The organism is Halomonas zincidurans B6 (genome assembly GCF_000731955.1).
GTDB classification, from domain to species: Bacteria; Pseudomonadota; Gammaproteobacteria; order Pseudomonadales; family Halomonadaceae; genus Modicisalibacter; species Modicisalibacter zincidurans.
The window spans coordinates 2,434,714-2,449,226 of sequence record NZ_JNCK01000001.1; the positions used below are offsets into that span (position 1 = coordinate 2,434,714).

The following is a 14,513-nucleotide window of genomic DNA, read 5'->3' on the forward strand; positions in this document are numbered from 1 at the left end:
CCGCTTTGCTGATCGACAACAACAATGGGTAACCACCATGTCTTCCAATCAAGCCACGGCCGCAGGCCGTAACGACAGCAACGCGCCCGATGGCGGGCGCATCAAGCCGCGGGCGCTGATCAAGTTCCTGCTCCCCTCGCTGATCGGGATCGGCATGTTCCTGATCCCGTTTTCCACCGGCGACGGCATCAATATCGGCATGGGCATGCTCGCCGACGGGCTCAAGGCGCTGCTCGGCGCCGCGCTACCGGCGATCGCCGTGGCCGTGCTGTGCCTGTCGGTGATCCTGACCGCGCTGATCAAGCTGACCCGGCCGGGCTGGGCCCGCGACGGCGCGGCCAACGAACTGTTCGACGTCGAGCCGCTGTGGTTCGCCATGCGCGTGCTGGGTGCCGCGTTCGCGCTGATGACCTATTTCCAGGTCGGACCGGGCTTCATCATCGCCGATTTCACCGGCGGCGTGATGCTCAACGACCTGGCGCCGGTGCTGCTGACGTTCTTCTTCTTCGCCGCTCTGCTGCTGCCGTTCCTGGTCGACTTCGGTTTCATGGAGTTCATCGGCAGCCTGGTGCGCAAGCCGTTCCGGCTGATCTTCGGCCTGCCGGGGCGCAGCGCCATCGACGCCACCGCCTCGTGGATGGGCTCCGGCACGGTGGGCGTGCTGATCACCACCCAGCAGTACGAGCAGGGCTATTATAACCGCCGCGAAGCGTCGGTGATCGCCACCAACTTCTCGATCGTGTCGATCGCCTTCGCGCTGCTGGTGACCAGCTTCATCGGCATCAATCAGCTGTTCGTGCAGTTCTACCTGACCGTGGTGGTCGCCGGATTGATCGCCGCCGTCGTGGTGCCGCGCCTGCCGCCGCTGTCGCGCAAGCCGAACAGCTATTACGAGCCGGTGGGCTGCCGACTCGAGGAGGAAAATACCCGCCGGGTGGGCGTGCTGCGCTTCAGCCTCGGTCAGGCCGTGGCCGCCGAAACGGCCCCGGGTCCGCGTGCCCTGGCGCGCAGCGCGATGCTCAACGTCGCCGACATCTTCCTCGGCCTGCTGCCGCTGGTGGTGGCGATCGGTACCGTGGCGCTGATCCTCGCCGAGTTTACGCCGCTGTTCACCTGGCTCTCCTACCCGATGGTGCCGGTGCTCGAGTGGCTGCGCATTCCCGAGGCCCAGGCCGCCGCCCCGGCGACCCTGGTGGGCTTCGCCGACATGTTCCTGCCGGCGGTGCTGGCCAAGGACATCGACAGCGAGCTGACGCGCTTCGTGATCGCCTGCCTGTCGCTGACCCAGTTGATCTACATGTCCGAGATCGGCGCGCTGCTGCTCAAATCCAAGATCCCGCTCAAGCTCTGGGAACTGGTAGCGATCTTCCTGCTGCGCACGGCGATCACCCTGCCGATCATAGCCTTCATCGCGCACACCTTCGTGTTCTGAAGCAAAGCGACGGGCTACGAGCCGCGAGCCGCGAGCCAAAAATGCTAACGAAGCCCGAAGCCAAAGGATAAACAATGACCTGCGCCGAACTGCTGATCCGCTTGCTGCGCGAACGCTACGCCGTCGATACCGTGTTCGGCATTCCCGGCGTGCACACCGTCGAGCTGTATCGCGGCCTCGAGGATCAAGCGATACGCCACGTCACCCCGCGCCACGAGCAGGGCGCCGGGTTCATGGCCGACGGCTACGCCCGGACCAGCGGCAAGCCCGGCGTGTGCCTGATCATCACCGGCCCCGGGATGACCAACATCGCCACCGCGATGGGCCAGGCGCTGGCCGACTCGGTGCCCATGCTGGTGATCTCCAGCGTCAATCGCCGCGACACCCTGGGCCGCGGCCAAGGACGTCTGCACGAACTACCCTGCCAGCAACAGACGCTGGCCGGGGTGGCGCGCTTCAGTCATACCCTGCTCGATCCCGAAGCGCTGCCCGAGGTGCTGGCGCGCGCCTTCGCGGTGTTCTCCTCGGCGCGCCCGGGGCCGGTGCATATCGAGATCCCCATCGATCTGTTCGCCGCCCCCGTCGCGCCGCCCGCGCAGTGGCCCGGCGCCCGGCTGTATCGCCCGGCGCCCGACCCGGCCAGACTGGCCGAGGCCGCCGAGTGGCTGCGCGAGGCCGAGCGCCCGCTGGTGCTGCTCGGTGGCGGCTGCGTGGATACCGCGAAGAGTGCGCGACAGCTCGTCGAGCGTCTCGACGCGCCGTGCGCCACCACCATCAACGCCAAGGGCCTGCTGGGCCGCGATCACTCACTCGACCTGGGCGCCAACACGGCGCTGCCGGCGGTACGCGAGCTCGCCCGCGAGGCGGACGTAATCCTGGCCGTGGGCACCGAGCTCGGCGAGACCGACTACGACGTGGTCTTCGACGACGGCTTCGCACTGACCGGACGACTGATCCGTATCGACATCGACGCCGAGCAGCTGGTGCGCAACCAGGCCACCGCCCTGGGGCTGGTCGGCGATGCCGGCCGGGCGCTGGAATTGCTGCTCGCGCACTTCCCCACATCACTGACACGCGGCGGCGCCCAACGCAGCCGAGCCGTACGGGAAGCGTTGGCACTGGAGAGCGACCCGGCTTTCTCCACCTTCGTGCCGCTGTTCGCCACCCTGCGCGAGGCCCTGCCCGAGGCGGTGCTGGTCGGCGATTCAACCGCCCCGGTCTACGCCGCCAATCACCTGGTCTCGCAGCCCGCGCCACGGCGCTTCTTCAACGCCTCGACCGGCTACGGCACGCTCGGCTACGGCCTGCCGGCAGCGCTCGGCGCGGCGCTGGCCCGACCCGAACTGCCGGTGGTCGCGCTGGTCGGCGACGGTGGCGTGATGTTCACGCTCTCCGAGTTGGCCACCGCGGTGGAGGAGCGCCTACCGGTGGTCGTGCTCTTGTGGCACAACGCCGGCTACGAGGAGATCCGCCGTTACATGGATGCCCACGGCGTCGCCCGCCTGGGCGTCGATCTCAAGGCACCCGACTTCCAGCAACTGGCCAGCGGCTTCGGTTGCGCGGCGAGCCGCGTCGGCAGCCCACACGAATTAGCCACGGCGCTAGCCAACCGGCCAAGCGGCGCCCCCTATTTGATCGAGGTCGATGCCTGCGCCTGGCAGAATGCCCTCTGATCCGTCCCGAGGAACCTCCATGCAACAACTCGACAAGCAGTTCATCGACAACCGCTGGGTGGCCTCGCACGGCAGCCGCCGCCTGGCGGTGGTCAACCCATACACCGAGCAAACCATTGCCGAGGTGACCGCCGGCGACAGCGCCGACGTCGATGCCGCGGTTGCCGCGGCACGTCGCGCGCTGCCCGCCTGGCGGGCGCTGTCGGGTGCCGAGCGCGCGCGTTATCTGGATGGCTTCGCCGAGGTCCTGACCCGGCGCCGCGAGGAACTCGTGCATTTGTCGTCGACCAACAACGGCAAGGCGCTGGCCGAGGCGGGTATCGATCTGGACGACGCCATCGACTGCTATCGCTACTACGCAGGGCAGGCTCGCGCACTCGACGCCCGCCAGGGCCAGCCGGTGGCGCTGGAAATGGAGGGTGTCGAAGCCAGCAGCTACTTCGACCCGGTGGGCGTGGTCGGGCTGATCACGCCGTGGAACTTCCCGCTGGTGACCAGCGCCTGGAAGCTCGCCCCGGCGCTGGCCGCCGGCTGCACGGTGGTCTTCAAACCCTCGGAAGTCACCCCGCTGCCCGAGCAGGCACTGGCCGAGATCGCCGAGGAGATCGCTCTGCCCGCCGGGGTGTTCAACCTGGTCCACGGCGACGGCGAGGGCGTGGGTGCGCCGCTCAGCGCCCATCGCGGCATCGACAAGATTTCCTTCACCGGCAGCAACCGGGTCGGCGAGGCGGTGATGCGCGCCGTCGCCGAGGGCAGCCGCGGCATCTCGCTGGAGCTCGGCGGCAAGTCGCCGATCCTGGTGATGGACGACGCCGACATCGGCGAGGCCGCCGACTACGTGATGGCCGGGCTGTATTTCAACGCCGGCCAGATCTGCTCGGCGACCTCGCGGCTGCTGGTTCACGAGGCGCTCGCCGAGCCGCTCTATCAGGCGCTGGCCGAGCGTATCGACGCGCTGGTGCTCGACGACCCGCTGGACGACGCGACGACCCAGGGGCCCATGGCCAGCGCCCGCCAGCGCGACGCGGTGCGCAATTACCTGGCGATCGCCGCCGAAGAGGGCCTGAACGCGGTGCGCGACGCCAGCCACCGTCGCTTGCCGGAACAGGGCTATTTCATCGCTCCGACGCTGTATCGCGACGTGCCCGTCGACAGCCGGCTGTGGCGCGAGGAGATCTTCGGCCCGGTGCTCTGCGCGCGCAGCACCGCCAGCGAAGCCGAGGCCATCGAACTGGCCAACGACAGCGAGTTCGGCCTGGCCGCCACGGTCATCAGCGGCGACGCCGAGCGCGCCCGGCGCATCGGCCGGCAATTGCAGGCCGGCAGCGTGTGGTTCAACAGCGAACAGCTGATACCGCCGCAGGCCGCCTGGGGTGGCTACAAGCGCAGCGGTATCGGCCGCGAGCTGGGCCCCTGGGGGCTGGCCAGCTATCAGGAGGTCAAGCACTTGATCGGGCCGGCCGGGAGCGGACCTGCGGACCAATCGCCGGGCGAACCGTCGGGACCGTCCATCAGAGGGTGGCGATGATCGGTAAGGATCATGAGATGCAGCCAAGCAGACAAACTGTTTCTCCGTTTCTTATCAATATTAATTATCTCTTGCAAATGCTAAACTTTATCAATAAGGTTTGCATGTTTGCCGATACAACACGACTTCATCGGCACGCCTTCAAGCGAACAGTTCAAGCTTTGAATCTGAGCAAGGGAAACTCCTCATGCCACACCATAAGAAATACCGTACGCCCTGGATGCTGCTTCCCGCCGTCCTCTGCACGACTCTGCCTACGGTCACGTTGGCACAGACCGCCGCCTCTTCCGGCGGAAACCAGGCCGCCGACAACGAACTGTCACCGCTGGTCGTGACTGCCACCCGCAACAAGAGCCTTGTTGGTGAGACGCCCCAGAAGGTGATCATCATCACCCGCGAGCAGATCGAGCAGCAGCTAGCCATCACCAATGATCCCAGCCAGGTGCTCAGCAACCTGATTCCCTCCTACTCGCCCAGTCGCCAGAAGCTCAATAACAGCGGCGAGACCTTCCGTGGCCGCTCGGCGCTGTTCATGGTCGACGGCGTGCCCCAGTCCAACCCGCTGCGCGACGGCGGCCGCGACAGCTACACCATCGACCTCTCCATGGTCGAGCGCATCGAGGTCATATACGGTGCCAGCGCCGAGCAAGGCCTGGGCGCCACCGGCGGCATCATCAACTACGTGACCAAGCGCCCCGACGGTGCCGGAGTGCGCCAGCAGGCCGGCATCAGCCTGACCAGCGACGACGACTTCAAGTCGGAGGGTTTCGGCCACAAGCTGAACTATCGCCTCAGCGGCCAGACCGCCGACTGGGACTACCTGGTGGCCGCCAGCCGCCAGGAACGCGGCGTCTTCTACGATGGCAACGACGAGACCATCGGCATGGCCTACCATGGCGAGATCCAGAATTCGGAGAGCTATGATCTGCTGGCCAAGGCGGGCTACTGGATCGACGACAACCAGAACATTGAGGCGTCGATCAACCAGTTCGAGCTGGAGGAAGACGGCGACTACGTGCCGGTGCCCGGCGATCGCGACACCGGCATCGCGGCCACCGCGCGCAAGGGCGATCCAGACGGCGACCCCGCCTACAACGAGGTCACCTCTGCCCGGCTGTCATACTCCCATGCCGACTGGTACGGCAACAGCGTCGACGCTCAGCTCTATACCCAGCGCTTTCGCGCCCAGTTTGGCGCCACCGGCCTCGGCTCCTTCCCCTACCAGGACGACGCGGGCAATACCCTCTATGATCAGACTCGCAACGAGTCCGACAAGGTCGGCGCCAAGTTCACGCTGTCCCGGGACGGCCTGCTCAACGACCGTCTGACCCTGACCACCGGCCTCGACCTGTTGCAGGACGAGACCCAGCAGGTACTGGTGAAGACCGGCCGCAACTACGTACCCGAGACCCAGTTCCGCAACATGGCCGCCTTCCTGCAGGGCGATGTCGACCTGACCGAGGCACTGAGCCTGCATGCCGGCGTTCGCCAGGAGTATGCCAAGCTCAACGTGAATGACTACTCGACCGTGGACAGGAGCACGAGCGTCGAGAACGACCTGGTCTCGGTGGACGGCGGCAATCCCGACTTCGACGAGACGCTGTTCAATGCCGGCATCGTCTACCAGGCCACCGACTGGGCCCAGCTCTACGCCAACTACTCCGAAGGCTTCGGCATGCCCGACGTGGGCCGGGTGCTACGCGGCGTCAGGACCCCCGGACAGGACGTTGACTCTCTGATCGACCTGTCCCCCATCGTCACCGACAACCGAGAGATCGGCGCCCGCTTCGACTGGGACCGCTACGGCCTCGAGCTGAGCTACTACGAGTCGAATTCCGACCTCGGCCAGCGCATCAAGCCCGATGCCCAGGGCAACTACCGGGTCCAGCGCGAGAAGACCGAGATAAAGGGCTTCGAGGTCACCGGTGATGCCCAAGTGAGCGATGCTCACCAGCTGCGGCTCACCTACACCCACGCCGAGGGCGAGTCCGATCAGGATGGTGACGGCGAGGTCGACACCAAACTGACGGGGCGTGACATCGCTCCGGACACCTTGAAGCTCGGCTGGAGCGCGGCCTGGACCGATAAGCTGTCCACCCACCTGCAGTACAGCCGCTACTTCAACCGCAGCTTCGGCGATCCGGACCTCGAGTTCGACGGCTACGGCCTGGTCGATGCCTCCCTGGCCTACCAGCTGCCCGTGGGACGCGCCAGCCTGGGCATCGAAAACCTCACCGACGAGGACTACTTCACCTACTACTCACAATCGTTCCCCCAGTCGCCCGTTCTGGAAGACGACCTTTACTTCAAGGGACGCGGCCGCACACTGACACTGGGTTACCAACTGGACTTCTGACGGGAAGGCCGTTCTTTGACTAACACGCTGCTTGGCGGCGCCGCTCGGGCGCCGCTTTTTTGGTTCATCGCATTTTGCCGGCAAACGCGGCACGGGTCACCGAGAAGAAGTTTGCACTCTGTTATCACTCTCGCAAGCCTGTAACCACCTCGGATCCAACGTTGCTCTGACTCATCTGCAATTGATAACGCTTTGCATTAACCTTTGCCTCATGTCATCATTCTGCCCCTGTGACGCATTTCGCAGTGGCGTTCTACCCGCCGAACGCCTTCTGTATCCCACCGAGTGAGTGTCCATGCCGAATGCCTCCGCGCCTGGCGGAAAGGTGCTGATCAGTGTGCTGCTGGGTACCTTTACCGTCAGCCTCAACAACAGCGCCCTGAACCTTGCGGTGGCCGAACTGATGGCCATCTTCGATGCCAGCGCCACGGAGGTCAGCTGGGTGGTGACACTGTTCATGATCACCATGGGCATGACCATGCCACTGACCGGTTACCTGGCCGACCGCTTTGGCCGCAAGCGAATCTATCTGCTGGGCCTGTGGGGGTTTCTGGCGGGCTCAGCGCTCGGCGCCATGGCCCAGAGCCTGGCCGGCATCATCCTCGCGCGTGGGCTGCAGGGCGTGGCGGCGGGACTGATGATTCCCCTGTCGCTGTCGCTGATCTTCTCCGCCTATCCCGGCGACCGGCGAGGCCATGCCAGCGGCATCTGGGGCTTCGCCGTGATGATCGCACCGGCCATTGGCCCGAGCGTCGGTGGGCTACTGCTCGAAGTCAGTCACTGGCGGGCGCTGTTTGTGATGAACATGCCGTTTGCGCTACTGGGGCTGCTGTGTGGCTATCGCTATCTCTCGGCAGACCCCGCCAATCAGCGGCGCCAGTTCGACCTGCCCGGCTTTGCGTTGATCACCCTGGGCATGGGCGCGGTGTTGTTTTCTCTCAGCCGGGTGGAAACGCTGACGGATATCCTGCGCTTTCAGGCCTCGTTCCCACTCGCGGGCGGCCTGCTGGCGCTTGTGATCTTCGTGCGCGTCGAGCAACGTGTCCGGTCGCCCTTGCTCGACCTGTCGCTGTTTTCCCATCCGCGGTATCGCCTCAGCGTCATCCTGACCTGCCTGCAGTCGATCATCCTGTTCGGCTGCATCCTGCTGGTACCGCTGTGGATGCAGAATGCGTTAGGATTCAGCCCGTTGACCACCGGGCTTACGTTCCTGGCCACCGCACTGGCCGCCGCCTACTGCTCACCCGTGGCGGGACGCCTGATCGACCGCTATCCGCCGCAGTGGTGCATCGGCGCTGGCCTGGTGATCACCATGGCCAGCCTGCTGGGCCTCGCCACCCTGACGGAGGCCACGCCGGTGTGGATGATCGGGGCCTGGATGGGCCTGCGCGGCCTCGGCCTCGGCTGCGCCTATCTGCCCTCGACCACCGTCGGCATGCGGGACCTTCCCGAGCCGCACGTCGCTCAGGCTTCGGCCATGAACAACATGGCGCGCCGGCTGGTCTCGTCGCTCGGCATCGTCGCGCTCTCTATTTACTACGACACGGCCATGCAGGCCGCCCTACGACAGGGGATGTCCTACACCGAGGCGAGCGCCGGCGCCCTCCATCCCGCCTTCCTGGCGCTGGCGGTGATCGCCGTGCTCTGCCTGCCGCTGGCCTGGCGGCTCGGGCGGACCGTGACTGCGCCGCCCGAGCCTGCCCTGACTACCGCACCGCCCAGGAGACTGGAATAATGAAGCCACGCCCCCGACCCCGGCGCCGCTGGCTGGCGGTGCTGCTGGCATCCCTCATGCCATGGGCCACCGCCCTCGCCACGGACGACACCGGCGATGCCATTACCGTCGCTAATGCGTTCGGCGCCACCCGCATTCCCGCCACCCCCCAGCGCATCGTCACCCTCTACCAAGGGGCGACGGATAGCGCGGTGGCGCTCGGCATCACACCGGTTGGCGTGGTCGACTCCTGGCTGGAAAAGCCCATGTATCGCTACCTACGTGGGGCGCTCGACGGCGTCGAGCACGTCGGTCTGGAGACCCAACCCAACCTGGAGAAGGTGGCCTGGCTGGACCCGGACCTGATCGTGGCCACACGCTTTCGCCACGAGCGGGTCCGGCCGCTGCTGGAGAAGATCGCGCCGACGGTCGCGACCGGCAGCGTCTTCAACTTCAAGGCCACCCTGAGACTGATCGCCGAGGCCACGGGTCGCGAGGCCCGCGGCCGCGAACTGTTGCGGGCCTGGGACGCGCGGGTGGCGGACTTTCGCCGGCGGATCAAAGACAAGCTGGGCGATGCCTGGCCGCAGAAGGCCGCCGTGGTGCGCTTCAAGAGCGACTATGTCCGTATCTACTCCACGGGCTTCGCCGGCTCGATCCTCGATGAGCTGGGCTTCGAGCAGCCGGACACCCTGCTCGACCAGGGCTGGGGCATGACGCTGACCAGCGAGGAGAACATCCCGGTCCTCAATGCCGATGTGATCTTCGTGCTGCTGGAGCCCAACGACCCCGCCATCGCGCGGAACTACCGGCACTGGACCTCCCATCCCCTCTGGCAGCGGCTGGATGCCGTGCGCAACGAGCGCGTCTACGAGGTGGATGCGGTGAACTGGCTCATGGGCGGCGGCATCCTGGCCGCCAATGCCATGCTGGACGACCTTTACCGCTATTACGGGCTGGATACCCCCCGGCCCGCAATGCCCGCCTCCGCTTGCACCGCGGGCAGCGCCGCGCCACCCGACGCCCGGGACGCGGAGTCCGCCACATGCTGAATGGCCGCGTTTCCCGGGCCGCGGGGTTGCTGCTGGGCCTGGTGCTGGTCGCCGCGGCCTTCGCGGCGAGCGTCATGCTGGGCACCACCGAGATCGCCCCCTCGACCTTCGCCCAGGCGCTGCTGCATTACGATCCCTCCCGGGTCGCGCATATCATCATTGTCACGGAGCGCCTGCCGCGGGCGGTGATCGCCGCTCTCGTCGGGGCGAGCCTGGCCATCGCCGGTGCCCTGATGCAGACCATGACCCGCAATCCCCTCGCCTCGCCGAGCCTGCTCGGCATCAACGCGGGGGCCATGTTCTTCGTGGTGATTGCGGTCTCGCTGCTGCCCCTCCACGCACCGGCCGAGTATGTCTGGGCGTCGCTGCTGGGCGCCCTGGTCGCGGCCGGCCTGGTGGTCGCGCTGAGTCGCGGTCGCCAGGGGGAGCTGTCGTCGCTGCGAGTCGTGCTGGCGGGCGTGGCCATCACCGCCATGTTCGTCTCGTTCAGCCAGGGCCTGCTGATCATCGACCGGCAGAGCTTCGAGAGCGTGCTGTACTGGCTGGCCGGCTCGGTGTCGGGACGGGAGCTGTCGCTGGTGACGCCGCTGTTGCCGCTGTTCGGCGCCGCCCTGCTGCTGTGTATCCTGCTCGTCCGGCATGCCAATGCCCTGCTGCTGGGCGATGACATGGTCAAGGGGCTGGGCATGCGCGCCGGCACCATCAAGCTGCTGCTGGGCCTGGCGGTGATCCTGCTCGCCGGCAGCTCGGTCGCGCTGGCCGGCATGATCGGCTTCGTCGGCCTCATCGTGCCGCACATGGCACGGGGAATCTTTGGCGTCGACCACCGCTGGCTGCTGCCGGCCTGTGCCCTGCTGGGCGCGAGCCTGTTGCTGCTGGCCGATGTGGCCTCGCGCTTTTTGATGGCCCCTCAGGACGTACCGGTAGGCGTGATGACCGCGCTGATCGGCACGCCCTTCTTCATCTATCTGGCACGCAGGAAACAGGCCTGACCATGACACGCTCCACTTCCCAGACACACCCGGGCGACGCCACCGCCGATGCCGGCCGGGCCCGCTATCTGTGCACCACGGCCTTGCTCGGCCTGTTGCTGCTGGCCAGCATGGGCCTGTCGCTCATCCTCGGCAGTTTTCCCACCTCGTTTGGCCAGGTGTGGCACGCGCTGGCCGCCCCCCCGAACAGCGACATCGCCGTCATCGTCTGGGAGCTGCGCTTGCCGCGCATCGTGCTGGCCGCGCTGGTGGGAGCGGCTCTGGCCGTGGCCGGCGCCATCCTGCAGGGCATCGTGCGCAACCCGCTGGCCTCGCCGGATGTGATCGGCATCACCAGCGGCGCCGCCATGGCCGCCGTGATTTTCCTGGCGCTGTTCAGCACCCGCCTGAGCATTCATTGGTTGCCGGCCTCCGCGCTCGCCGGCGCGCTGCTTTCCGCCATGCTGGTTTTCTGCCTGGCCTGGAAGCATGGCATCACGCCCTCGCGCATGGTGCTGGTCGGCATCGGGCTCTCCGCCGCGATGGGCGCGGTGACGACCCTGCTGATCGTGATCAGCGACGATGCCGCCGCCATGATCGCCTACGTGTGGCTGACCGGCAGCCTCTACGCCGCCCAGTGGCAGGACGTGCTCGGCCTGTTGCCCTGGCTGCTGGTTACGGTTCCCCTGTGCCTGACCCGGGCGCGGCACATGGATGCCCTGGCGCTGGGGGATCACGTGGCCCAGGGGCTCGGCGTCCAGGTGTTGCACAGCCGACTAGTGTTGATGGCCTGCAGCGTGGCCTTGGCGGGCGCCGCCGTGGCCTTTGCCGGGGGGCTCAGCTTCGTGGGCCTGATCGCGCCGCATATCGCCGCTCGCCTGGTGGGCCGCGGCTTCGCCCGGCTGGTCCCCGCCGCGGCCCTGATCGGCGGCCTGGTCGTGCTCTACGCCGATCTCCTCGGCCGGGTGGCGTTCCAGCCCAAGGACTTGCCCGCCGGCATCTTCGTCTCGGGAGTGGGCGCGCCCTTTTTCGTCTATCTGCTGCATCGCACCCGCGATCGCCGCTATTGAAGCGGCCCGACCGACATCACTCACCCCGCATCACTCACTCCATGGCAGACCAGGGAAAGCCCATGTTCCATATCGCCCCTCGCCAGGACACCGTCACAGCGCAGCAGCGGCAACGCTATCGATCTCTTGCCACCTCCACCCTGGGGCATTTCACAGACTTCGGCGCCATCACCTCTCTAACGCCGATCCAGCGTCCCGTGCGGCTGCTCGGCCCGGCCCTGACGGTCAGGATTCCCCATGTCAACGGCAGCATCATCCGCGAGGCACTGAAGATGGCCTGTCCGGGCGACGTGCTGGTGATCGATGTGTCCGGCGACCAGCGTCGCGCCTGCTGGGGTGAGTTTCGCGCCTACGCGGCTCTGCGCAAGCAACTCGCCGGCGTTATCACCAACGGCGCCATCACCGACTGGGACGCCCTCTCCCGGCTGAACCTGCCCACCTACGCCCGGACGATCAGTCCCCTGACCACCCGAGCGCTGGACCTGGAAGGTGAGATCAATACCCCGATCGCCATCGACGGCGTCACGATCAATTCGGGCGACCTGGTGGTAGGCGACGACGACGGGCTCTTTATCATCCCACCGCATCGTGCCGACGCCCTGGCAGAGGCCGCCGAGGCCAAGCAGGCTCAGGAGGCGGAAAAGCGCAGCGCGCTCGCGGCCGAGTTCCCCGACTGGTTCCGCTAACAACGCCGCCTAAATGAAAACATCGCCCGACGACCTGTCGGGCGATGTTCACCTCAGGCTTCGGTCAGTGTCTCGGCGACCCTTTCATCGGCTTGCCGCCGTACCCGAACGAAGGGGTTGCAAGTCGCGCTGATGCCGAAGGGCATGCTGCCCGGCCCGCCCGCACGCTCGATGATCGGCGCGATGAGCCGCTTGTAGGGCCACTGCTCGCGCTCGAAGAGCTGCTCCTTGAGCATCCCGCGATCGCGACCGTCGAAGGGGATCGCGTCGATCCGGGCCTCTAGGCGGGCGGCCATCTCCCGCCAAAGATCATGGCGCGACAGCGAGTAGTGATCCGCCAAGGTGTCGATGATCGCCCGCAGATTGACCTGTATCGCCAGGGTCTGCAGCCAGAACAGCAGGGCCTCGAGACTGTCGTGATAGAGGGTATTGGCGTGGCCGGGCTTGATGCAGTAGCAAGGGTCCTGCATGCCGTGCTGCTCGAGGCGCGCGACACTGATCCTCAGAGAATCATGATCGCGCAGCAGCAGCCCGTGGCACCGCCCTTCCTTGAAGATAAGCACGGCATTCTGGCCATGCACTTCCGCCAGCATGCCGAGCCGCAACATGCGCAGGTTGATGTCGAAGAAACTGTCGCACAACTCGCCGAACAGCGCCTGCACCGAAGCGGGGCTGGCCGGCATGCCGCGCTGTGCCAGCCAGTCGTCGAATACGTGATGCTCGCCCCCCGGCAGCGGTGTTCCCAGCGTGGCCATGGGCACCAGACGCACGCCCGGGTCGTCCAGCAGTGCACTGGGATAGCTGCGCACCATGGCGGACAGATGCCGCGGCGCCTCGTCGAACAGCGTCGCCCCCTTCGGCATGTAGGCCCACCACTTGCCTTCGTCACACAGGTAGAGCGCTTCGGCAAGCCGGGCATCCTTCTCCTTGGCCTGATGCAGCAGGCGGGCGCTGAGATCGCCATTGAACATCTTGACCGCCGGCAGGTAGCGCGAGGTGCCGAGCGAATGGATGGCCATCGGCAGTTTCAGAAAGTGCGGGCTCGCCGTGGTCGGAGCCAGCGAGCGCAGCGACGAGGTCGCCAGCCAAGGCTCCGTGACCGTCACCAGCGAGACGCAGTCTCCCGCCGCAAAGGCCGCTTGCAGCCAATGGGGAAGCGCATGCTCGTGCTGCCAGGGGTGCACGGGAATGGCGACGTGGCTCCGGGCCAGGCCGCGCGACGTCAGCTCATCCTCCAGGGCTCGGCGAGTCTCGTCACCGGCGAGCCACTGCACCGCCACGGGGCAATCCTTGCCGACGCCGGCGCCGGTCATCACCTGGTCGCGGGCCATCGCAACCCAGCGCAGCCGGATGGGGGCGTTGAACTCGGCCATGTAGGCGCGATACTCAGCCTCGCTGAGCCCTTGCTTGGCCTTAGCCGTGGGATGATAGGGCCGGTCGAGCAAGGACGCCCACTGCTCCATGATCGCGAAGTGCTCGGCAGTGTCGCGCCCCGGCAGGTCGCGCGTCTCCACTCGGTGCCCCATGGAACTGGCGGCCTGCCAGAGGCTGTCGGCAAGCGCTTTGAGGAACACTTGCTGTCCCTGCTCCAGGGCCTGCTCGTCGCTATCCGTCACGGCAGCGAAGATCCGGCACATGAAGGCGACGGGGTCGAGTGACGCCCACTCCCCGCGCTGGTGATGCCTCACGATCACCGGAGTTTGAGACACCTTTTCCCACGCCTGGGTGATGCCGGGCTGCAGCAGCATGACGATGCTGTGTTGCGGGTCCTGCCACCAGTGCCAGAAGCGCTGCGAAGGGTTGCCGCAGTGGGCCTCCTGGAACACCGGCAGTCGGGTGAGCCAGTCGTCGGCCTCGGTGGCAACCAGCCAGGCCGCGTCAAGGTCATCCAGCAGGCCCTCGACCAGCAGACCGTCCACCAGTGACTGTAGGATCTGCGCCTCGGCATGGCGCTGGGCATCAAGGGTTTTCATGGTCGTGCACTCCATCGAAGTGTCGGGAATAGCGGTGTCGGTACGGTCGGGCGAGGCG

Annotated in this window: 10 protein-coding genes; 9 read left to right on the forward strand and 1 reads right to left on the reverse strand. The window is 66.6% G+C overall.

Annotated elements, in window-relative coordinates:
• The first annotated feature begins 37 nt into the window (after positions 1–37).
• The 9 genes from HALZIN_RS0111465 to HALZIN_RS0111505 all read left to right on the forward strand — a co-directional run bounded on the left by HALZIN_RS0111465 (position 38) and on the right by HALZIN_RS0111505 (position 12,482).
• Complete coding sequence (locus HALZIN_RS0111465) at positions 38–1,432, forward strand: YjiH family protein (protein ID WP_031384352.1); 1,395 nt, start codon at positions 38–40, stop codon at positions 1,430–1,432.
• 74 nt (positions 1,433–1,506) lie between these two features.
• The gene (locus HALZIN_RS0111470) at positions 1,507–3,105 is read left to right on the forward strand and encodes a 5-guanidino-2-oxopentanoate decarboxylase (protein ID WP_031384353.1); all 1,599 of its coding nucleotides are present in this window, start codon (positions 1,507–1,509) and stop codon (positions 3,103–3,105) included.
• Positions 3,106–3,124: 19 nt separating this feature from the next.
• The gene (locus HALZIN_RS0111475) at positions 3,125–4,633 is read left to right on the forward strand and encodes an aldehyde dehydrogenase family protein (protein WP_084173540.1); all 1,509 of its coding nucleotides are present in this window, start codon (positions 3,125–3,127) and stop codon (positions 4,631–4,633) included.
• A 187-nt stretch (positions 4,634–4,820) separates the two neighbouring features.
• Positions 4,821–6,989 carry a TonB-dependent receptor gene (locus HALZIN_RS0111480; RefSeq protein WP_031384355.1) on the forward strand — a complete coding sequence of 723 codons (2,169 nt, stop codon included), beginning with the start codon at positions 4,821–4,823 and terminating at the stop codon, positions 6,987–6,989.
• Positions 6,990–7,284: 295 nt separating this feature from the next.
• Complete coding sequence (locus HALZIN_RS0111485; protein ID WP_051907488.1) at positions 7,285–8,724, forward strand: DHA2 family efflux MFS transporter permease subunit; 1,440 nt, start codon at positions 7,285–7,287, stop codon at positions 8,722–8,724.
• Positions 8,724–9,755, forward strand: a complete 1,032-nt coding sequence (locus HALZIN_RS0111490) for an ABC transporter substrate-binding protein (RefSeq protein ID WP_031384357.1) — start codon at positions 8,724–8,726, stop codon at positions 9,753–9,755. Before HALZIN_RS0111485 ends, HALZIN_RS0111490 begins: the two co-directional genes overlap by 1 nt.
• Positions 9,749–10,747, forward strand: a complete 999-nt coding sequence (locus HALZIN_RS0111495) for a FecCD family ABC transporter permease (RefSeq protein WP_031384358.1) — start codon at positions 9,749–9,751, stop codon at positions 10,745–10,747. Before HALZIN_RS0111490 ends, HALZIN_RS0111495 begins: the two co-directional genes overlap by 7 nt.
• Before the next feature lie 2 nt (positions 10,748–10,749).
• The gene (locus HALZIN_RS0111500; protein ID WP_031384359.1) at positions 10,750–11,796 is read left to right on the forward strand and encodes a FecCD family ABC transporter permease; all 1,047 of its coding nucleotides are present in this window, start codon (positions 10,750–10,752) and stop codon (positions 11,794–11,796) included.
• Between the two features lie 62 nt (positions 11,797–11,858).
• Positions 11,859–12,482: an RraA family protein gene (locus tag HALZIN_RS0111505; RefSeq protein ID WP_031384360.1), complete on the forward strand. Its 624-nt coding sequence runs from the start codon at positions 11,859–11,861 to the stop codon at positions 12,480–12,482.
• 53 nt (positions 12,483–12,535) lie between these two features.
• Here HALZIN_RS0111505 and HALZIN_RS0111510 read toward each other — a convergent pair whose 3' ends face one another.
• Complete coding sequence (locus tag HALZIN_RS0111510; RefSeq protein WP_236254985.1) at positions 12,536–14,455, reverse strand: IucA/IucC family protein; 1,920 nt, start codon at positions 14,453–14,455, stop codon at positions 12,536–12,538.
• Positions 14,456–14,513: the final 58 nt, after the last annotated feature.